General features: G+C 67.6%; 13 protein-coding genes. 6 read left to right on the forward strand and 7 right to left on the reverse strand.

The window, feature by feature from the left end; translation table 11 throughout:
* Nucleotides 1–32: 32 nt before the first annotated feature.
* The 3 genes from AC5Y5V_RS25450 to AC5Y5V_RS25460 are packed head-to-tail and all read right to left on the reverse strand — an operon-like array spanning nt 33 to nt 2422.
* On the reverse strand, nt 33–353 hold the full coding sequence (locus AC5Y5V_RS25450; protein ID WP_499940724.1) for a barstar family protein: 321 nt from the start codon (nt 351–353) through the stop codon (nt 33–35).
* Nucleotides 350–769 carry a guanyl-specific ribonuclease gene (locus tag AC5Y5V_RS25455; RefSeq protein WP_499940725.1) on the reverse strand — a complete coding sequence of 140 codons (420 nt, stop codon included), beginning with the start codon at nt 767–769 and terminating at the stop codon, nt 350–352. The genes AC5Y5V_RS25450 and AC5Y5V_RS25455 overlap by 4 nt, the downstream gene beginning before the upstream one ends.
* 9 nt (nt 770–778) lie before the next feature.
* On the reverse strand, nt 779–2422 hold the full coding sequence (locus tag AC5Y5V_RS25460) for a (2,3-dihydroxybenzoyl)adenylate synthase (protein WP_499940764.1): 1644 nt from the start codon (nt 2420–2422) through the stop codon (nt 779–781).
* A gap of 103 nt (nt 2423–2525) precedes the next feature.
* Between AC5Y5V_RS25460 and mbtG the strand changes: the two genes are divergently transcribed.
* The 3 genes from mbtG (at nt 2526) to AC5Y5V_RS25475 (ending at nt 5519) form a co-directional block, all read left to right on the forward strand.
* Nucleotides 2526–3815 carry an NADPH-dependent L-lysine N(6)-monooxygenase MbtG gene (gene mbtG, locus AC5Y5V_RS25465; RefSeq protein ID WP_499940726.1) on the forward strand — a complete coding sequence of 430 codons (1290 nt, stop codon included), beginning with the start codon at nt 2526–2528 and terminating at the stop codon, nt 3813–3815.
* Complete coding sequence (locus tag AC5Y5V_RS25470) at nt 3796–4011, forward strand: MbtH family protein (protein WP_499940727.1); 216 nt, start codon at nt 3796–3798, stop codon at nt 4009–4011. The genes mbtG and AC5Y5V_RS25470 overlap by 20 nt, the downstream gene beginning before the upstream one ends.
* A 146-nt stretch (nt 4012–4157) precedes the next feature.
* Entirely contained in the window at nt 4158–5519 is a 1362-nt protein-coding gene (locus tag AC5Y5V_RS25475; protein WP_499940728.1) for an HNH endonuclease signature motif containing protein, read from the forward strand.
* A 12-nt stretch (nt 5520–5531) separates the two neighbouring features.
* On the opposite strand, the gene nbtC is transcribed toward AC5Y5V_RS25475, so the two are convergent.
* From nbtC to AC5Y5V_RS25495, 4 genes are all read right to left on the reverse strand, one after another.
* On the reverse strand, nt 5532–8573 hold the full coding sequence (nbtC, locus tag AC5Y5V_RS25480; protein WP_499940729.1) for a nocobactin polyketide synthase NbtC: 3042 nt from the start codon (nt 8571–8573) through the stop codon (nt 5532–5534).
* Entirely contained in the window at nt 8570–9928 is a 1359-nt protein-coding gene (locus AC5Y5V_RS25485) for a beta-ketoacyl [acyl carrier protein] synthase domain-containing protein (protein ID WP_499940730.1), read from the reverse strand. Before AC5Y5V_RS25485 ends, nbtC begins: the two co-directional genes overlap by 4 nt.
* Nucleotides 9910–10668 (reverse strand): thioesterase II family protein, encoded by a 759-nt coding sequence (locus AC5Y5V_RS25490; RefSeq protein WP_499940731.1) that lies wholly within the window; start codon nt 10666–10668, stop codon nt 9910–9912. Before AC5Y5V_RS25490 ends, AC5Y5V_RS25485 begins: the two co-directional genes overlap by 19 nt.
* A 118-nt stretch (nt 10669–10786) precedes the next feature.
* Complete coding sequence (locus AC5Y5V_RS25495) at nt 10787–11383, reverse strand: GNAT family N-acetyltransferase (RefSeq protein ID WP_499940732.1); 597 nt, start codon at nt 11381–11383, stop codon at nt 10787–10789.
* Nucleotides 11384–11532: 149 nt separating this feature from the next.
* Between AC5Y5V_RS25495 and AC5Y5V_RS25500 the strand changes: the two genes are divergently transcribed.
* The 3 genes from AC5Y5V_RS25500 to AC5Y5V_RS25510 are packed head-to-tail and all read left to right on the forward strand — an operon-like array spanning nt 11533 to nt 22108.
* Nucleotides 11533–12471: a methionyl-tRNA formyltransferase gene (locus tag AC5Y5V_RS25500; RefSeq protein WP_499940733.1), complete on the forward strand. Its 939-nt coding sequence runs from the start codon at nt 11533–11535 to the stop codon at nt 12469–12471.
* A 35-nt stretch (nt 12472–12506) separates the two neighbouring features.
* Entirely contained in the window at nt 12507–17585 is a 5079-nt protein-coding gene (locus AC5Y5V_RS25505; protein ID WP_499940734.1) for an amino acid adenylation domain-containing protein, read from the forward strand.
* The gene (locus tag AC5Y5V_RS25510; protein ID WP_499940735.1) at nt 17582–22108 is read left to right on the forward strand and encodes an amino acid adenylation domain-containing protein; all 4527 of its coding nucleotides are present in this window, start codon (nt 17582–17584) and stop codon (nt 22106–22108) included. Before AC5Y5V_RS25505 ends, AC5Y5V_RS25510 begins: the two co-directional genes overlap by 4 nt.
* Nucleotides 22109–22117 lie beyond the last annotated feature (9 nt).

Genomic DNA, 22117 nt, shown 5'->3' on the forward strand with positions numbered 1-22117 from the left:
GGTTTCGGGGCGTTTCGGGTAGTTTCGGACGGTCACCGGAGATTCAGCGTGACTCCGGCGTCGTCAAAGACCTCGCGTACCGAATCGAAAAACGGGAGTTGCCCCGGCCGTGCGTCGCTCAGGTAGCGACGCGAGAAGGCGCTGTGTTGCCATTCGAACCGGTACGGTCGGTCCTGCGGAGTGCCGAATCCGCCCCGCAGGCAATCGGCCAGCGCATCGAGATTCCGCCCGAAGTAGCCCCCGGGCCCGTTGACGGATCGCCCTATCTCTCGATAGAAGTCCTTGGCCGACTTGATCTTTCGGCCGTCGAGCCGAAAGATCACGGGCGCCTCTGGATTTGGCTGCGGCGTCATGGTTGCCTTCCCGCGTCGGAGACCAGACAGAAAGAGTCGTAGTGGTTTCCGGTGTAGAAGTACTGAGCCGGATCGGTCAGCGGAGTTCCGCCGGTGACGATGCGCCTCGTCGATCGATCCCGCGCCCCCGGCGTCAACACTGTGTACTCGTGGTAGTACCCGCGCTTCCGGTCGGGTAGGTGGCGCTCGCGGTTACCGAAAACCGCACCGTCGTCGCGCGGAAACGGGAACGGGCCGCCTGCGTGGATGGCGCGCACCGTGTTGCCGACCTCGGGCGGCAGGCTGGCGAGGGGACAGGTCGCCACACTGTCCGACGGTGTCGGCGGCGGAGGTGATTTCGTGCGCAGCAGCGCCCATCCGCCGGCGAGCAGAATCAGCGCGACTAGTGCGACGACTCCGATCCTGAATCGACTCACCTGCGAACCTTACTGCGACCGCCCGCTGAGCTGAGTCGCGATCGCCTTCTTGTCGATCTTGCCGACCGCCGTCGTGGGCAGCGACGGCAGGGCTACCAGCATGTCGGGCCGGGCATGCGTCGCGACGCCGCGGTCGTCCAGATAGGCGTTCAACTCCGCGAGCGTGAGCTGTGGGCCGGCGAAAACCACTGCGGCGCAGATCTTTTCTCCCAGCGCGGGGTCGGGTAGCGGAACCGCCGCCGCGGACCAGATCGCCGCGTGGCTCAGCAGCTGTTCTTCGAGGTCCTGGGCGGAGATGGTTTCACCACTGCGGCAGATCACGTCTTTGACCCGTCCGGTGACCACCACGTAGCCGTCGTCGCGCAGGCGCACCAGGTCACCGCTGCGATAGAACCCGTCGGGATCGAAGCAGCGTGCGTTGTCGCGTCCGGCGCGAAAGTAACCGTTGAACGTGTACGGCCCGCGGACCAGAAGCTCGCCCTCTGCGCCCGGCGTGACCGGCTCGCCCGTCGCGTCCACGATGCGCAGCTCGTCGGCCGGGCACAGCGGTCGGCCCTGGGTGTGCTCGAGCCGTTCCGGCGGATCGTCGAGCCGCGTGTAGTTGAGCAGCCCCTCGGCCATCCCGAAGACCTGTTGCAGGCCGGGGGTCAGCGCGGTGCGTATCTGCCGGGCATCGTCGGGGTCAAGCTTGGAGCCGCCTACTTGCAAGAGCCGCAGCGACTTTGGCGTTATCGGCTCCCAATCGCAGGCCTGCGCCCAGATTTTGGCCAGCGCGGGCACCAGCGCGGTGACGGTGACACCGTGCCGATCGATGGTGGCGAACGCGGCCTCCGGGCTGGGGTCGGTGCTGAAAACGGTTGTCGCGCCCACACTCATCGCGCCCAGGATGCCGGGGCACGCCAGCGGGAAGTTGTGCGCGGCCGGCAGCGTGACCAGGTACACGTCATCATGCGTCAGCCGACACAGCTCGGCGCTGGCGGTGGCGTTGTAGACATAGTCGTCATGCGTTCGGGGGATCAGCTTCGGGGCGCCGGTGGTACCACCGGACACCAGCAGCAACGCGGGCAACGCGGGGTCGGCGGCGATTCGCGGGGTGGTGCCGTCCGGGAGGTCCGACCACGATGTGAACGCGCCGGCATCGCCCCCCGCGTCGCTGACGACGACATGGCGGACGTGCGGGTGCGACGCGACCAGCTGCTCGGCCATCGCGCGGTAGTCGAAGCCGCCGGCCTGCCCGGCGATGACCAGCCCGACGGCTCCGCTGACCTGCGCAAAGTGGCTCAGCTCGGCAAGACGATGCCCGGCCAGGCACATCACCGGGATGGCTCCCGCGCGCAGCAGGCCGAACAGCGCAACGGCGAATCGGCACGAATTGGGCAGCTGCAGCAGCACCCGGTCGGTGGGCGCGATCCCCAGCGCCGCGAACCCGGCGGCGGCTCGGTCGACGAGTTTGTCCAGCTCAGAGTACGTATGCCTGGCGTGGGGATCCACTACGGCCACCCGGTCGGGCCATGCCGTGGCCGCGTCTCGCAACAGGGAGTCGACGGTGCGGCCGGTCCAGTAGCCAGCCGCCCGGTATGCGGACGCGCGCCGGGGTGGGAATGGCACGAATCCGTCAGGGGTAACTGACAACTCAGGACTCCCTCGGGGCAGGAGTGTCCCGCCTCCGGGCTATAGGGTAGCGTACACAAAAGTTAGGGCAGCCTGAGCTAATTTTGCTGACGGAGGTGGGGGTTGTGAGTGGGGCCGATGCACGATGAGCGGCACGCTCGCAATCGTCGGAGCCGGCGCTAAGGCGGTGGCGGTCGCCGCGAAGGCGGCGGTGCTGCGTGAAATGGGCGTCGAGGTGGCCGACGTGGTCGCCGTCGAGCGTTCCGGTGTTGCGGCCAACTGGCGCGCCGGGGGCGGTTGGACGGACGGCCGGCAACGCTTGGGTACCAGCCCGGAAAAGGACGTCGGATTTCCCTACCGGTCGTCGTTGGTGCCCGGTCGCAACGCCGAAATCGACGAGCAGATGATGCGGTTCAGTTGGCAGTCGTATCTGATCGCGACGGACCAGTTCGTCGGCTGGATCGACCGCGGCAGGCCGTCACCCACCCACGACACCTGGTCGAAGTACCTGCGCTGGGCCGCCGAGGTCGCGGGCCTGAAAGTCGTTCGCGGCGAAGTGGTTCAGATTTTGGTCGACGGGTCGCAGTGGGAATTGCAGACGACCGAGTCGCGGCTGTCCGCCGATACGGTGATGATCACCGGCCCGGGTCAGGCCGAGCGGTGCATCCGAACCGGTGACCCGCGCGTGCTGTCGATCGCCCAGTTCTGGGAACGCGCCGCCGGCCGCGATCGGATCGTCGCCGAGCACGTCGCGGTCATCGGCGGCGGCGAGACCGCTGCGTCGATGCTGAACGAGCTTTTCCACCACCGGGTTTCGTCGATCACGGCGATCTCGCCGCAGGCAACGCTGTTCACTCGCGGTGAGGGCTTCTTCGAGAACTCCCTGTTTTCCGATCCCACGGGCTGGCGCAGCCTCTCGCTGGGCGAACGACGCGACTGCATCGCTCGCACCGACCGCGGTGTCTTCTCCGCGCGGGTTCAGGATTCGCTGCTGGCCGACGAGCGGATCAAGCATCTGCGCGGGCGTGTGGTTCGCGTGGCCGATCGGGACGCCACCATCTGGATCACGCTGCGCAACGACCGCAGCGGTGAACCGCTGGAGACGTTGCACCGTTTCGACCTCGTCATCGACGGATCGGGCGCGGACGCACTGTGGTTCATGCCACTGCTGAGCCCGACCGCCCTGGATGCGCTGGAGGTGGCGCTGGGCGGGCCACTGACGGGCGAGCGACTCGAGGAGTCCATCGACCACGACCTGTCCGTCGCCTCGATCACCCCGAAGTTGATCCTGCCCAACCTCTCCGGCCTGAACGAAGGCCCCGGGTTCCCGAACCTGAGCTGCCTGGGACTGATGTCCGACCGGGTCTTGGCCGCCCATCTCGGGGTAACCGACGCCAAGCCTGTGGGAAGAACCGGTGAGTACCAATCCGTTTGATGACGATACCGCTCGTTTCTACGTCCTGACTAACGAGGAACAGCAACACAGCCTGTGGCCGTCGTTCGCCGCGGTGCCCGACGGCTGGCGCGCGGTCTTCGGCGCGGACAGCCGCGCGAATTGCCTTGCCTACGTGGAGGGTGCCTGGACCGACATGCGCCCCTTGAGCCTGCGCGAGGCGATGGCTGGCGAATAGATTTCCTCCACCGCGGCACTGGCCGAGGTGGCCGATATCGTCACGGAGGGTCGCGGCATAGCGAAACGCTAATCCCTTGGGCCACACTGGTTTCAGTGGTCACAGGGTAGGCATTCTTGTCGGTGGGTCTCCCTAGACTTTGGGGCATGTCAGCGAGTTCGCGTGAGGAGATTGTGGAGGTCTTCGCCGCACTCGATGCTGAGGTAGACCGGCTGTGTGAGCTGACTTTCGACGTGTTCACCACCCCGGAGTTGATGCGGGCCCTGGAGCGTGTGGAGATCGTCGCGCGGCGGTTGAGCGCCCCGCAGCACGCGGTGATCAACCAGCTCGCCGCGCAAGCCGGGGAGGACGAGCTGGGCGGGACACTGCGCGCGGCGATCGCGGATCGACTGCGCATCACCAAAGCCGACGCCTCACGCCGGGTCGCCGAGGCCGCGGATCTCGGCGAGCGCCGGGCGTTGACGGGCCAACGGTTGGCACCACGACTGGAAGCCACCGCGGCCGCCCAACGCGACGGCCGCCTCGGCGACGGCCATGTCCAGGTGATCCGCGAAACCCTCACCCACCTGCCCCCCGACATCGACGCGGCAACCCGCTCGGCCATCGAGGCCGATCTGGCCGGCAAAGCCACCCAGTTCCGTCCCGACGAGGTCGCCAAATACGCCCGCCGGATCATGGACTGGCTGCACCCCGACGGGGACTACAGCGACGCCGAACGCGCCCGCAAACGCGGCATCACCCTGGGCAAGCAGCAGTGCGACGGAATGTCGCCGATCAGCGGCCTGATCACCCCCGAACTGCGCGCCGCCCTGGAAGCGATGCAAGCGAAGCTGGCGGCCCCAGGAGCGTGCAACCCCGCCGACAACAACCCCGCCACCGACCCCGACCAAGACGCCGCCCAACGCGACAGCCGCAGCCAGGCCCAGCGCAATCACGACGGCATGCTGTTCGGGCTGCGCGCCCTGTTCGCCGCCGGCGTGCTGGGCAGCCACAACGGGTTGCCGGTGTCGATCATCGTCACCACCACCCTGCACGACCTAGAGAACGCCACCGGCAAGGCACTGACCGCCGGGGGCACCCTGGTCCCGATATCCGACATCATCCGCTGGGCGCCAAATGCGCACCACTACCTGGCCATCTTCGACGGCGCCACACCGCTGGCGCTCTACCACGCCAAACGCTTCGCGACCCCCGCCCAGCGGCTGATGCTCTTCGCCAAGGAACGCGGCTGCACCAAGCCCGGTTGCGATGCCCCGGCCTACCACGGCCAGGTCCACCACGTCAGCGGCTGGACCACCACCCACCGCACCGACATCACCGACCTCACCCTGGCCTGCGGCCCCGACAACCGCCTCGCCGAAAAAGGCTGGACCACCAGAAAGAACACCAACGGCGACACCGAATGGCTACCCCCAGCCCACCTCGACCACGGCCAACCCCGCACCAACACGTTCCACCACCCCGAAAACCTCACCGCACCAAGCGAAGACGACGATGAAGTGCCGTAGCGCCGCGCAGCGCTAGCCGCCGAGCTTCGCTAAGACATCCGCAATGGTCGCACCGCCCAACAGGTCCGAGACTTCCAGGTCGTGATTGAACTCGATCTGGACGCGGCGGCGCAGTTCGAGGGCCTGCAACGAGTCCAGGCCGAGCCCAACCATCGGCACCGACGTATCGATGTCCTCGGCGCGCTCCACACCGAGAGCCGTGGCCAGCAGCGCCAGCAGTCGTCCCGGCACGTCCTGATCCGTTGCAGGGCAGTCGATCTCGGCGGGGGGCGCCGACGTCAGCCGCGAAATCAGTGGGCCGTAGCCAAGGGCCTCCAGCACGGGACGCGCGCGATCGAAATCGTAGGCCACGATGATGGCATTGTCGTGAAACGCCTTCGTCCCCACGGCGAGAGCATCGGTGGGCGTCATGGGAATGACGCCGATCGCGGTGAGGCGCGCCATGCCGGCCGCATCGAGGTCGAGGACAGTCCACTGGCCCCACTGCACGGAAACACAGTCCAGGCCATCGGCGCGGAGCCGGTGCGCCATGGCATCGAGCATCCGATTCGCCGCGGCATAGACGATCTGGCCGCGCCCGCCGATCGTCGCGCTTGCCGAGGAGCAGAGCACGACGCGGCAGTCGTCGGTCCGGGGATACGCGGCGAGCACCCGCGCGGTGCCGACAACCTTGGCCCGCAGCGCGCGTTCGACCATATCGGCGGTGATGTCGTCCAGCTCGACGGCCGAATAGTCCATCGCGGCATGGACGATCAGGTCGGCCGGCGCGTCGTGGTGGTCACCGGCCAGCCGCGCCACCGCGGCATGGTCGCCCACATCGCAGCGCACGACGCGGACGTCGGACTTGGCGGCCGACCGGATTTGCCGCAGCCGGTCGGCGACCCCGGCGGGGGTCTCGCCCGACCTGCTCACCAACGTGATTCGGCCCGCACCGCGCCGCGCGTAGTGATCACAGAACTCGAGCCCCAGGTTGCCAGTGCCGCCGATGATGAGCACATGGTGGGGCGGGGCACCGTCGACGGCGGGAACCGGTTCGCCCTCCGCTATCCGCTTGGCGTACAGGCCGCCGTTGCGCAGCGCCAGTTCCGGCTCTTTCTCGGTGTGCAGCGCGGCGAGGATCCCGTTCGCGGCGTCGGTTGCCGAGGCTCCGCCAGGCAGATCGAGGTGCTTGAAGCCGACGCCCGGGTGCTCGGCGCCGATGCTGCGGAAGCCCGCGCTTGCCGCCGCATGCACCGGATCCGGTGGCCCGTCGTCGGCCACCACCGCCTCGCCGCCCACCGTCACCAGCCAGCAATCGGTGATCGCGCCGCTGAGTCCCGGCCACCACGTCCGGCCGGAGAAGAATGTCACGACCTCGGCGGCGGCGGCGTAGTCGTCCAGTTCGGGCGATGGGGGCAGGAGTATCGCCAGGGTATCGAGATCGCTTGGAAGGCTCGCGTTGTCGCAGACGCTGGCCGTGGCACCGAGGCTTGCGGCAGCCGCGCACAGCGCGGCGGCCACCTCCGCGCAGGCTCCGGTGTGATCGACGATGCCGATGGCGCGCGGCGGTGTGAGCGAGCGCTGCGAAAGCCGTTCCCATTCCTCGACGAAACGTCGCGCCGGCGTCGTTTCGGCGGCGGCTCGGGGCGCCGGTTCCACTGTGGCAACCGCGTGCGGCGCGGCTGGGAGATACGGCTGCCAGAGGCGGATCTCGTTCAATTGAGTGTTCGGGAAGTCCAGCAACGGCATGGGCGCGGGGCCCTCAGGGTCGGTGCCCAGGCACTCCCACCGGTAATTCAGGTCGTGAACGGCCAACTGCGCGAGATTGCGGGTGAACTCGCCGAGGTCGGTTGCCGCGCGGTTGGAGGTGCCCACGACAAGACCGGCGCGTCCGCCTTCGCCCTGCAAAGCGGCGAGATTCTCCTGGGTTGCCAACAACAGGTTGGGGTGGTCGGCCAGTTCGACGAAGGTGTCGATGCCGAGCGGTAGCGCCGCGGCGATCGCCTTGTCGAAGCGAACGGTGTTGCGCAGGTTCCAGAACCAGTACTGCTCGGGTGAGAGGTCGCGCGTCAGGGGTCCGCCGAGGGTGGCGCCGAGGCAACCGATTTCGGCATCGAGGAATTTCGCATTCTGCACCTCGCCCTGCGTGGCCGCGCGCATCTTCTCGGCCAGCGTGTTCATCAGGCTGGTATGCGCGGGATAACGGACGCGGATAACCCGCGCGAATATGCCGCGCTCGGTGAGTGTTTCGACGATGTCCTGGACGGTGTCGCGGTCGCCGGAGATCGCCGCCATGCTCGGCGAGTTGATCACGGACAGCTGCGCCCAACCCGAGCAACGCGCCAGCAGGTCCTCGCACGTGTCGCGGTCGGCGGCGACGACAGCCATCGCGTAGTCACCGGATTCGAACTCGTCGGCGGCGCGTGCGCGCACGTCGATGACGCTGACGGCGTCCGCGAGGGTGACCATCCCCGACACGTAGGCCGCGGCGATCTCGCCCTGGCTATGCCCGATGGTGATCTCCGGCAGGACCCCGAATGACCGCCACATCGCGGCCAGCCCGGCCATCTGGGTGAAAAGCGCGGGTTGGACGGTGCGTGCGTTGTCTTCGGCCGAAAGGTGTTCGTCGAGAAGGTAATCCAGCGGCGACTCGCCGAGCCGGCTCGCGAAGGCCTGGGCGCAGCGGTCCGCTTCGGCGCGAAACGCCGGGACCGAATCATAGAAGAGCCTGCCCATCCCGGGCCGTTGAGCGCCCTGCCCGGGGAAGATATACGCCGGCCGCCGGGCCGTGGCGGCCGCGTTGGTCCGGACGAGCGCGGGATGGTCGTCGCCGTCGAGAATCGCCCGCAGCGCGTCGAACAAACCGTTGCGGTCGGCCACCATGGCCAGGGCCCGGTGCCGGCGGGCGATGCGCGTGCGAAACAGCATGTCGGCCATCGCCTGCGGCTCCGCGTCGGGATGGTTGGTGAGATAGGACAACAGGGCCATCGCCTCGGCCCGCAGCAGCTCGGGGGTGTCGGCCGATACCAGCACGGGAATGGTGCCGTCCGGAAGACGATAGGTAAGGGGCTTCACTGTCTGCCTCGTTCGAACTCCCCGGAGCTAGCGGGCATGGCGATGATTGCGTGGGCATTGGCGCCGCCCGCGCCGAATGACGATGCGGCGCCGTAACGGACACCGTCTTTCGGCTCCCACGGGTGCAGCTTGGTGGCCAGCCGCAGACCGCTCTGGTCCCAGTCCACCGTCTTGGTTGGGTTGTCGGCGAACAGGGTTGGCGGGATGTGGCCGTGTTGGCCCGCGAGCAGCAGCTTGATCAGCCCGAGCATTCCCGACGCGGCCTGGGCGTGGCCGACATTCGACTTGATCGAGCCCAGCAGCGCCTCGGAGCCCGCCGCACCGTAGGTTTTGTGCAGGGCGATCAATTCCTGTGGGTCACCGGCCAGGGTGGCGGTGCCGTGCCCTTCGATCATTCCGACGTCGGCCGGGTCGATGCCCGCCGCGTCGAGGGTCTTGGTCACCAGCTGCGCCTGGGCTCGCGTGCGGGGCACCAGGATCGGCTTGCCCTTGCCGTTGTGGTTGGTGCGGATGGCCACTATGCGGCCATAGATCCGGTGTCCCAGCTGTCGCGCGCGCGATTCACGTTCGACGACAACCATTCCCGCGCCTTCGCCCCAGACTGTCCCGGTGGCATCGTCGGAATATGCGCGGCAATGCCCATCCGCGGAGATGGCGTTGAGGCGGGAGAATTCGTAAAATCCGGTGGGCTCGCCGAGCACACACGCCGCACCGGCGAGCGCCCAGTCGCATTCGTCCATGTGCACCGCGTTGGCGGCCAGCTGCACCGCGGTCAGCGACGACGCGCACGCCGAATCCACGGATATCGAAGGGCCGACCAGCCCGAGGCAGTGCGAGATCCGGCCGGCACCCCCCAGCTGTCCCATGCCGACGGTCCGAAATCCCGTGTAGTCGTCGACCGTCGTGGTGCGTAGGCCGTATTCGGTCATCGACATTCCGACGAAACAACCGACCTCCGCACCCTCGAGTGCGCCCGGATTGATTCCCGCGTTCTCCAATGCCTTCCACGCCACCCGCATCGCGACCCGCTGCTGCGGGTGCATCACCATCGCCTCGTGCTGCGTGAGCCCGAAGAATGGAGCGTCGAATGCCGCTGCGCCGTCCAGGAATCCGCCGGAATCGCAGACCTGCCGCCAACCGTCCGCTACCCGCGACGTCGACAGGAGATCGTCCACGGTCCAGCCCCGATCGCGGGGAAACGGACCGAGCAATTCCCTGGATTCGGCGAGCGCGGACCAGAGCGCACCGGGAGTGTCGATGCCGCCCGGCGCCTCGACGGCCATCCCGGTGATGACTATCGGGTCGCTTGCGGCCGTGACGGCAGATCCGTTGTGGCTCACCCGGTTTGCTCGCATTGCACGCTGGTTGCCAACAACTTCGCGACCGCGTCGACATGCGAGTTCAGATAGAAATGCCCGCCGTCGAACATCGTCACCTTGGCGTTGTCCGTGTGTTTGCCCCAGCCGTACAGGTCGCCCAGCGTGATGTAGGGGTCCTGATCGCCGCCCATCGCGTGAATGGGCGCCGCCACCTTGACGTCGTCGGCGCAGGTATAGGCGTCGAACGCGCGGTAGTCGGCCTTGATGACGGGCAGCGCCAGGCGCATGAGGTCGCGGTTGGCGATCACGCCCGAATCGGTGCCCTCAAGCGCCGCGAGATGATCAAGGATCTCCTCGTCAGTCTTGGGATGCGACGGTTTGGCCGCCGCGTTGCTCGGCGCAACCGCGGCCGAGACATTGAGCAAGCGCACATCGAGTCCGTCGGCCTCGGCGAGCCGGACGAACTCGAAGGCGACCAACGCTCCCATGCTGTGGCCGAACATGACGATCGGCAGGCCACCATTGCGATCCGACTTCGCGAATTCGTCGAATGCCCCCGCGGCGATCTCGGGGAGCGACTCCAGCAGCGCCTCCGCCGCGCGGTCCTGGCGGCCCGGGTACTGGAAGACGATCACATTGAACTGCGCGCTCAGCACCTTCGAAAACTCGCGGTAGGCCGATGCGCCCGACCCGGCATGCGGGAAAACCAGCAGCGGAAGGCCTTCGGGCGACTCCGGTTTGTGGAATTGTCTGATCCACCCCAGTGTCCGCGGCATGCGCTACAACCTCTCGTGTACCTGTCGCGGCGACGGCCTCGGCAGCCGCGCAACTTAGCGAAGGCTAACATAAACTGCCGATGCGGTAATTCCACGTCTGAACCCGTTGACCTCTACGTTAAGGGCGTGGTTCCGCCACTTCGCGCGTGTGGAGTGGCTCGCGATCACGGACCATGAGGGTGGCCCGCTTGTTCGGCAGGTCGAGATCGGTGGTACGCCGGAATCCGGCACGCTCGAACGCCCGAATCGACCGGATGTTCTCGACGTCGGGCTCGGCGACCACTCGGCTGGCGCGCGGGTTCTGGCTCAGCTGCCAGGTCGACACCGCCCGCAGTAGTTCGACGGCCAGGCCCCGCCCGCGGCTTTCGGCCGGACCCAGCAGCAGGTGGATCCCGAGGTCGTGCTCGCGCGCGGAGTAGTGGCGGGCGAGCGGGTCGAGATCGGCGCGGTAGAGCTCCCAGTAGCTCATCGGGACGCCGTCCAGCGCGCCCACGTATGGCGTGGAATGCGCGCTGAGGACCTGTCGACGGAGATACGACGCTACCTCGTCTCGGGGCCACGCCATGTTCCAGAAGCGGGCCACCTCGGAGTCATTCATCCAGGAATGCACCAGGTCGAGGTCTTGGTCCGGGCGGAGCCGGCGCAGCGAGAAACGTCCCGAGGACGAGTCGCAACTCAATGCGTTGCTGCGGTGGCGCGGGTGTCGGGCGCTCACCTCACGGAGTCGTCTCGACAGCCGCAAGAGCGACATAACTTAGCGAAGGCTAACATAATCTGCTGGACTGGTTATCGGTCGTGGGACTCGGCGTGCGGCTTTGCAATTTTAGCCCGGCCGGGTTGCGCAGAGTTAGAGGGGTTCGCGGGATGCGGGTGGTGTCGTTCGGCTTCCAGACCTGGGGTTTCAGGACCCTGCAGGCGTTGCTTGAGCTCGATCACGACGTCGTCCTCACGGTCACCCATCCGGCCAGCGAAGACTCCTACAAGGCGATCTTTTCGGAGTCGGTCGAGGACCTCGCCCGCGGCCAGGGCATCCCGGTGCGTGTCACCGAACGGGTGGACGCCGAGACCATCGACCTGGTCAGGCGGGCCCAGCCCGACGTCATCGTCGTCAACAGTTGGTACACCTGGATGCCGCCGGAACTGTACGACCTGCCGCCGCACGGCACCCTGAACCTGCACGATTCGCTGCTGCCGAAGTTCACCGGATTCTCCCCGGTGCTGTGGGCGTTGATCAGCGGCGCGACGGAGTTCGGTCTGACGGTGCACCGGATGGACGACGGCCTGGACACCGGGGACATTCTGATTCAGCATGCGCTGCCCGTCGGACCCGCCGACACCGGCACCGAGCTGGTGCTGCGCGCCATGGACCTGATCCCGGGGGCGCTGCGGGATGCATTGAGCGCGTTGGAATCCGGGACCGCAGTCTGGCGACCGCAGGACAAATCCGAGCGGACGTACTTCCACAAGCGTTCGGCGCGCGACAGTTTGATCGACTGGAACTGGCCGGCCGAGGATCTCGAGCGGTTCGTGCGCGCCCTCTCCGATCCATATCCGCGCGCGTTCAGCTGCTACCGCGGCGCGCGGATCGAGGTGCTGGGCGCGCGTGTCTCCGGGGCGCGGTACGGCGGCACGCCCGGCCGGGTGATCGCGCAGGAGGGCGGTGGCGCTGTGGTGTGCGGGCCCGATGCGCATCGCGGCGAAAACCGCGGACTGGTCATCACGCGCGTCCGCGGCGCGGACGGGGTCGAGCGCGGTGGGGATGAGTTCTTTGTGAGCGGTGGCTATCTGAACAACCAGGGTTAGTTCCGCCGAACCGAATGTCAGGAGTGAGACGAGCGATGGCAGACGATGCCAAGAGCCTGGAGGAACGTCGTCGCGAGCTGCTGCGCAGACGGATCGCCGAAAGTGGTTTAGCGGCTGGGGGGTCAGATCGGCCGCGGGCGCGCGCCGGAGAGCGGTATCCGTTGTCGACCGGCCAGCGCCGGATGTGGTTCTTGCAGTCGATGGATCCCACCGACTCCACGATGAACATCTGTGTCGCGTACCGGCTGACGGGTGCCCTGGACGAGTCCAGGCTGCGCGCGGCGTTCGAGAAAGTCGCCGCGCGCCACTCCATCCTGCGCACCGGATACGGGGTGGACAGCGAGGGCGACCCGTACCAGGTTTTTTCCGATGATGTCGAGATCGCTTGGCAAGGGCATGTTCTGACCGATCTGCCGCAGGACGAGCGGGAGCGTCGGGTCGAGGCGCTGGCGCGCGAGGAGTTCGGTCGGACGTTCAACCTCATGGACGAATTGCCGCTGCGGATCACCCTTGTCCGCACCGGTCCGGACGAATGCGTGCTGCTGCTGGTGGTGCACCACATCAGCTGGGACGACGACTCGTGGGCGGTGCTCGCGCGCGACCTGAGCGACGCCTACAACGGCCGGCGATCGGACAGCACGAAGGATGAAGCGCCGCAGTATGTCTCGGTCGAGGTGCTCGATCGTGCCCCGGCGGAACCCACCATGGCTGACGTCGGCTATTGGGCTGACGCGTTGCGCCCGTCGCCCGAACCGCTGGAGCTGCCCGGTGTGGCGGCCGCGCACCCGTCCAGGAGCGCGGAACGCCGCACCCAGGCGCTGCCCGCCGAGCTCTTCAGGCGGATCGAAGACTTTGCCCGCGAGCACTCGGCGACGCCGTTCATGGTGCTGCTGGCGGCGTACGGGGTGCTGGTGCGCCGCTACACCGGCGCATCCGATTTCCTGATCTCGGTGCCGGTGACCGACCGCAGGGCGGCGGCGGAGGGCGCGATCGGGTATTTCGGCAACACGTTGTTGCTGCGGATGGTCGCGCGGCCCGACGATACCTTCGCTTCGTTCGTCGGCGCGGTGCGCGAAACCTGCCTCAACGGTTTCGCCCACCAGTCGGTAGGCATCGATCGGGTGGTGCGCGAGGCGAACCCGGAGCGGATGGGCCACGACGGCATGGACCAGCTTGTCCGGCTGGGTTTCTCCATGCGCAAGAGCGCCGGCGGCTTCGCGCTGGACGGCGTGAGCGTGCGGCAACTCGACCTGGGCGCGGTGACCGCGCACCTGCCGCTTGCCCTCGCGGTGGTGCTCGACGCGCAGGTGCTCATCGAGTTCGAGTACCAGACCGACGTGCTGGGTTCCGCTCTGGTCGAACAGATGTTGGCGCACTATGTGCGGCTGTTGGAGAACGCGCTCACTCGGCCCGAACGGCGCCTGACGAGCCTGGACATGCTCGGCGACGGTGAGCGCGATGCCGTGCTGGCGCAGTCGCGCGGCGAACTCGTCGTCGAGCCGGCCACCACGGTGGTCGCGGTGCTCGAGGCCGCGGCGGCTGAACGTGGGAACGCGGCCGCACTGGTTTCCGACGAGGCCGAACTGACCTACGACGAACTGCATCGTAGCGCGAATCGCTTGGCGCGCTGGCTGATCGGCCAGGGTTTCGGGCCCGAAGACATCATCGGCCTGCGGATGACGACATCGATCGAGTTCATCGTCGCGATGCTCGCCGTGCTCAAGGCGGGCGCGGCGTACCTGCCGATCGATCCCGCCTATCCCGAGGACCGCATCGAATACCTGGTCACCGACTCACGTCCGCAGACGGTGATCGGTCCGCACGAGTTCGCCGCGGCGCAAGCCGCCGCAGCGCAGCTCTCGGACGCGCCGGTGACCGACGGCGACCGCGTCCGGCCGTTGCGTCCTGAAAACCTGGCCTACGTCATCTACACGTCGGGCTCCACCGGCCAGCCCAAGGGTGTGGCCGTATCGCACCGCGCGATCGCCGAGCACGTGCAGGGCTTCGTCGCCGAGTGGAGCATGACCGCCGAGGACCGGCTGCTGCAGTCCTCGTCGGTGAGCTTTGACGCGTCGCTGCTCGACATCTTCGTCACGCTGTCGCTCGGCGCGCGGCTTGTGGTGCCCAAGCCGGACTCTTGGGGGGACATTGCCTACGTCGCCGATCTGATCAGCCGCCATGGCGTCACCGTGCTGCACATGGTGCCCTCCATGCTGAGCACCCTGTTGCTGATGCCGCAGGTCAGCGAGTGGCGCCAGCTGCGTCTCGTGCCGGTGGGCGGCGAAGCGCTCGCGGGTGAGGTCGCCGACAAGTTCGCCGGCTACTTCGACGCCCGGCTGCGCAATCACTACGGGCCGACCGAGGCCGTCGTGTGTTCGACGCACATGGACGTCGAGGGCTCGCACGGCGCGCGCGTGGTGCCGATCGGCGTGCCCAACCGCAACGTCTACGCCTACGTGCTCGACGAGGAGCTGCAGCCGGTACCCGCCGAGGTGATCGGTGAGCTGTACCTCGGCGGCGTGCAGTTGGCGCGCGGGTACCTGCGGCGGCCCGGGCTCACCGCGCAGCGCTTCGTCGCCGACCCGTTCAACCCGGGCATGCGGCTGTATCGATCGGGAGACCTGGTTCGCCGCAACATCTCCGGCGAGCTGGAGTTCGTCGGGCGCGCCGACGAGCAGGTCAAGATTCGCGGCTACCGCATCGAACTCGGTGAGGTCGAGTCGGTGATCGCGACGCATCCGGCGGTGCGGCACTGCCTGGTTGTCACCGAGGACACCGAGGGCGGGCCCATGCTGGCCGCCTACCTGGTGCCGGTGGCTGACGAGGACTCCGACCTGCCAAGTTCTTTGGGCGATCTGGATCTGGATGAGATACGCACCCATACCGCGTCGGTACTGCCCGAATACATGGTTCCCACCGCATTTGCGGTGATTCCCGAGATCCCGCTCACCGTGAGCGGCAAGCTGGACAAGCGGGCGCTTCCCGCGCCGACCCGGGTCGCGGTCCGCCGCTACCGGGAGCCGACGACGGCCACCGAGCGCCGCATGTGCTCGATCTTCGCCCGGCTGTTCGGATGGGAGCGCATCGGAGCCGAGGACTCGTTCTTCGGGCTGGGCGGCCATTCACTGTTGGCGGCGCGGCTGGTGGCGCAGATCCGCGCCGAGTTCGGTGTGGAGCTGACGGTCCGCGCGGTGTTCGACACGCCGACTCCGGCCGGGCTGGCGGCCCGGCTGGTCGAGCATTTCAGCACCGAATTCGACATCGACCTCAACGAGCTGGATGACCCCGACGGCGAATTCGGCGACGAGTTCCAGCTTTTCGACGACGCGATCTCCAGTTCCGGTTCCGGCCGCCCCGCACTCGTCGTCGCCGTTCGCCCGGAACGGATCCCGCTGTCCTACTCGCAGCTCGCGATGTGGTTCCAATACCGGTTGGAAGGCGCTCGCGCCGGCTTCAACTTGCCGTTTGGACTGCGCTTCGCCGGTCCGCTGGACATTGCGGCACTCACCGCGGCAGTGAATGACGTGGTGGCTCGTCACGAGGCCCTGCGCACGAATTTCGGCGAGCACGAGGGCGTTCCGTATCAGTTCGTGCAGCCGGCACTGTCGGTGGAGCTGCCGGTGGTGCAGGTTACCCCAGGGCGGTTCGACGAGACGGTCACCGACTTGCGCCGACAGGCTTTCACTCCCGAATCGGGTCCGCTGATCGGGGTTACCTTGTTGGAGTTGGCCCCCGATTCCCATGTGCTGCTGGTTCTGGTCCATCACATCGTCAGCGACCACGCGTCGGCCCGCATCTTTTTCGAGGACCTCGTCACCGCCTACCGCGCTCGGGCGCAGGCAAGGGCACCGCAGTGGCCGGATTTGCCAATGGGTTTCGTGGATTATGCCCTCTGGCAACAAAAGGCACTCGACAGCGACTGGGCGCAGGCGCAGCTGGCTTACTGGCGTGCGGCGCTGGCCGGATTGCCGGACGAGATCTCGGTGGCCGCGGACCATGCCCGGCCGGCGGTACTCGGCAAGCAAGGCAAGGTACTGGCCTTCACCGTGTCCGCGGCGCGCCGCGGGGACCTGACGCAACTTGCCGAGCAGAACGGCGTTACCGAGTTCATGCTCTACCAAGCGGTTTTCGCGGTACTGCTGCACAAACTCGGTGGTGGCAACGACATTCCAATCGGAAGCCCGGTCGCATCCCGCATCGACCCGGCCAGCCAGAACCTGGTCGGCTTGTTCGCCAATGTGGTGGTGCTGCGCAACGACTTGTCCGGCGATCCGACCCTGCGCACCGTCATCGCGCACAGCCGCGATGTCGTGCTCGACGCGTTTTCCCACCAGGAACTGCCCATCGAACGCCTGGTCGAGGCGCTCAATCCGCCGCGTTCGCTATCCCGAAACCCGCTGTTCCAGAACGTTCTCAACTTCCGCGGTGAGGACTGGGCCCTGGCATCGCGTGATCTCACCGAAACCGGAGAAACCACCGTCCTTCCGGTGCAGTTGGAGTTTGATGTCGCGCTACTCGATTTGAGCCTGGGCATGACCGTGACGCCGGACGGGGAACTCGACGTGCTGATCATCGCGAATGCCGATCTCTACGAATCCGAAACCGTTGCGCTCATCGGCGAGGCCCTGGACCGCATGCTCGAGGCGTTCGCAACGAACCTGGACGCGCCCGTGTCCACGCTGGCGCTGCTGGCCCCGGCGGACCTGGAGAAGCTGCTTGCTGCGCCGACTCCGCGAGTGGCGCAACCGCGTGCGGTTGCCGCGGACTCCCCGGAAACCCGGGAAACCGAACGCCTACTCATCGGGATACTGGAGGAATTGCTCGACATCACCGACGTGGATCGCGAGGACAATTTCTTCGCGCTCGGTGGCGACAGCATCATTTCCATCAAATGGGCCGCGCAGGCAAATGAGCGGGGACTGGCGTTGACCCCGCCGATGGTGTTCGAGCACATGACCATCGCCGAACTCGCCGTGGCCGTGGCAGCCGCGGCGGAGCAGCCTGCGGCCGAGGCGGATTCGGCGCCGGCGCAGGAATACACGCCGATGAGCGCGTCGGGTCTGAGCCCGGACGCGCTGGCCGACCTGACCGCATCGTGGCACGAGCAGTCGTGACCAAGGCGCCGTCACAGATCGAGGACGTTCTCGCCCTCAGTCCGCTGCAGGAAGGGCTGTTTGCGCTGTATCGGATGGCCGAGGACGGCGTCGACCTGTACAGCATGCAATTCGTGGTCGACGTCGACGGACCGGTCGATGTCGAGTTGCTGCGGAGCAGCGCGCAGGCGATGCTGGTCCGCCACCCCAATCTGCGTGCCGCGTTCTGGGACCGCGACGTGCCCAAGCCGGTGCAGATCGTGCCTGCCCACGCCGAGCTGCCCTGGTCTGAACGGGTGGCGGCAGCAACGGAATTCGACGCCATAGCGCGCTCGGAACGGCGTCGTCCGTTCGACCTGAGCCGAGGGCCGGCGCTGCGGGTCGTGCTGCTCACCGTGCCCGGGGAGGCCCGGCGCCGGTTGATCTTCACCGCACACCACATCCTGGTGGACGGCTGGGCGCTCGCGGTGTTCTTCGGCGAGATGCTCGCGGTGTACCGGGCGGGCGGGTCGGTCGACGGGCTACCGGTCCCGCGCCCCTACCGCGACTACATCGTCTGGCTCGCCGCGCAGGACCGCGACGCCGCGGTCGCCAGGTGGACCGACTATCTGCGGGGCGTCTCCGAACCGCTGATGGTGGCCGATGGCACGTTCGCCGCCGGCACCGCGGTGCCGCAGACAACCAAACTGCTGCTGCCCGCGGCCGATACGTCGCGGCTGCGCCAATGGGCCAGCCGCAACGGGCTGACGCTCAATACCGCAGTGCTTTTCGCCTGGGCCGTCGTACTGGGCCGGTTGACCGACCGTCGCGACGTCGTCTTCGGCACCATCGTCTCCGGCCGTCCCGAGGACCTGCCCGGTGTGGACACCATGGTGGGTTTGTTCATCAACGCCGTGCCGGTCGTGCACCAGCTGAGCAGTGTCGCCTCGGTGGTCGAGCAGTGCGGCAGGCTGCAGCGCGAGTCGTCGACGATGCGCGACATCGGGTTTCTGAGCCTGGCGGAACTGCAGCGGGAAAGCGGCCGCGGCTCCATGTTCGACTCCATGTTCGTCTTCGAGAACGCGCCGATCGGTGACGCCATCCGTCCGATCAGCACACCGGACGGCGCACACTTCCGTCCGGTGGAGATGGAGAGCCTGACGCACTATCCCCTGACGGTGGTCGCGCACCTGCAGGACGACGCGCTGGTGGTGCTCGTCGAAGCGATTCGCGAAGCGCTGCCGCACCTTCCGGCGGCGACGATCGGTGAGCGATTGGTCGCCGTGCTGCGCCAGCTGCCCGATATCGGCAACGCGACGCCCGACGCGCTGGATGTTCTCACCACAGCCGAACGTGCCGAGGTGGACGATCTCGCGGCGCGTCCGCTGACTGCGGACGACGTGACGGTATGGGAAGTGTTCGAGCGGCAGGTTCGGGCCACGCCCGACGTCGACGCGCTGAGCGCGGGTGACGGCCGGCGCTACAGCTACGCCGAATTGCACGCCGAGGCCTGCCGATTGGCGGCAGAACTTGTCGCCCACGGTGTCGGGCCGGAAAGCGTCGTCGCGCTGGTCCTGCCGCGGTCGACACGGTCCATCGTCGCGATCCTGGCCGTGCTCGCCGCCGGTGGTGCATATGTGCCGGTCGATATCACGCTGCCCGGCGCCCGCATCGAATCCATTTTCCGCCAGGCCAATCCGGCCCTCGCCCTCACCGAGGCCGGCTGCGCGGACCTGGTCGCGGCCCGGGTTCCCACGCTGCTCCTCGACGATTCCGCGGTGGCCGAGCGGATTTCGCGGCGTCCCGCCGTCGCGCCGGAGGTTTGCCGTCATCCCGCGCAGGCGGCGTATGTCATCTTCACCTCCGGCTCCACCGGTGAGCCTAAGGGTGTCGTCGGCACCAATGCCGCGGTGCTCGGTTATTTCGCCGATCACCGCGAACGCGTCTACCGGTCCGCCCGCGCGCGGGTCGGCCGCCCGTTGCGGATCGCGCACGCCTGGTCCCTGAGCTTCGACGCGTCCTGGCAGCCGATGGTGGGCTTGCTCGACGGTCACGCTCTGCACTTGTTCGATGCGGAGGAGATGCGGGACGCGGATCGGTTGGTGAAAGGCATTGCCGATCATCGCGTCGACATGATCGACACGACGCCGTCGATGTTGGTTCAGCTCGGCGGGGCGGGGCTGCTGGACTGGCCGCTGCCTGTGCTGGCGCTCGGTGGCGAGGCGATCGACACCGCACTGTGGCAGCGCCTGCGGGCGCTGCCCGATACCGCGGTCTACAACTGCTACGGACCCACCGAGATGACCGTCGAGGCGGTGGTAGCGCCGGTCAAGGACTACGCGACGCCGACGATCGGCACCGCGAACGCGGGAACCTTCGGCTACGTCCTGGACTCCGCGCTGCGCCCGGTACCCCATGGCGTCGTGGGTGAGCTTTACCTGTCCGGTGCGCAACTAACGCGTGGCTATGCCGCGCGACCGGCGTTGACCGCGAGCCGGTTCGTCGCCGATCCGCTGCGGCCGGGGGAGCGCATGTACCGCACGGGTGACCTGGTGCGTCGTCTCCCGCACGGAGGTTATGCCTACCTGGGTCGCGACGACACCCAGGTCAAGATTCGGGGCTACCGCGTCGAGGTCGGTGAGATCGAGGCGGCCCTGCGCGGGCAGCCCGAGGTGCACGACGCCGCGGTGTCGGTGCTGCGCCGGGAGAGTGGCACCAGCCTGGTGGGTTTTGTGGTGTGGCAACCGGATTCGGATGGCGACCCCGTGCGGCTGCGTACCGCGCTGTCCGCGCGTCTGCCGCTCTATATGGTTCCGGCCCGGATCGTGGTGTTGCCGCGTTTGCCCGTCAACGCCAACGGCAAGCTGGATGGCCACGCCCTGGACTTGCTGGCCGGTGAGGCGCTGTCGCAGGTCGCCAAGGACGGGGCGGCGTCGGCGTCCACCGACACCGAGCGGGTGCTGTGCGAGGTCTTCGCCGAGCAGTTCAATGGCGTGACGCCGCACGTCGACGACGACTTCTTCGCCCTCGGCCTGGACAGCATCGTGGCGATCGCGTTGGTGCACAAGGCGCGTCGGCGCGGTTTGTCCGTAAGTCCGCGCATGGTCATCACGACCCCGACGATTCGCGAACTGGCCGCCGCCATCGACGCGAGGGCCGAGGCCGGCACCGACATGGACGTCTCGGACTACGGCGAAATCCTGCCCCTGCCGATCGCCTCGTGGCTCTACGAATACGGCAGCTATCGTCGCTTCACCCACATGATGCTGGTTCGGCTGCCCGCCGAAATCGACCGTCCGTCAATCGAGTCGATGCTGCAGCTGCTGCTCGACGGGCACGACATGTTGCGATCTGTTCTGGTGGACGCCCCGGGCGGCCCGCGGCTGGTCACCCGGGAACCCGGCGCCGTACGCGCCGCCGACGTGCTGTCCCGCGTGCAGCTGACGGCTGACGCGGATTTGAACTCGGCCACAACGGATGCCGCGCGGGCCGCGAATGATCACATCGACCCGCGCGCGGGTGCGATGGTACGCGCCGTCTGGCTCTCCGGCGGACAGGGTGGCGACCAATTGCTTGTCGCCGCACACCATTTGACGGTGGATGTAGTGTCCTGGCACATCATGCTGGGTGACATCACCGAGGGGTGGCGCGCGGTGCAATCCGGTGCGACGCCAAAGACGTTGCCGGAGTTCACCTCCTACCGTCGCTGGTCGGAGCTGATGTGGCAGCGGGCCGCCACCGCCGAAGTGCAGGCCCAGCGCGAGTACTGGACCGCGCAGGTCGCCGGGCCCGACCCCGCGCTTGGTGGGCGATACCCCGATCCCGCTTGTGACAGGTGGTCCACGTTGCAAGTGACCCAGGTGCTCACACCCGTAGACGTCACCGAGCGCGTCCTCGCGCGGCTCTCTAAAGCCGACGGCATGAACGAATTCGCGCTGACTGTGCTGACCATGGCCGTCGCGAGTTGGCGGCGAAGCCGGGAGCAGGACCCGGCGGCGGGCACGCTCATCACGATGGAAGGCCACGGTCGCGCCGACGCCGTATTGGACACCGACACCACCAACACCGTCGGCTGGTTCAACGCCGCATACCCGGTGCGGCTTGGGGCGGGTGCGTCGGCCGTCGACCTGGCGCGGGCCGAACGTGGCCCGGAGGCGGCCCGGGCCCTCTTCGATTCGGTGGCCGGCCACTTGCGGGCGATTCCGAATGACGGTCTGGATTACGGACTGCTGCGTTACGTGGATGGGGTGGCAGAACTGCAACAGGCCGCGGACCCGCAGATCACGTTCAGCTATCTGGGTCGTCTGGACCTCGCGGGTGCGACGGATCAGCCTTGGTCGTTGGTCGGTGGGGCCCAACTCGACGCGCTGCCCGTGGATCCCGAGCCGGACCTGCCGCTGCGGTTTGCCCTGTGTATCGCCGTGGCGGTGCGGGGCACGCCGGAAGGTGCGCAACTGACCGCGAATTGGCTGTGGAGCGACGCCGTGTTCGAGGGCTCCGATATTGAGCGGCTGACCGATTTCTGGCGGCGTGGCATCAGCGTGCTCGCAACGGCTTTGACGTAGATGAGTGTG

The sequence above is a fragment of the Mycobacterium sp. NGS68 genome (assembly GCF_059812195.1).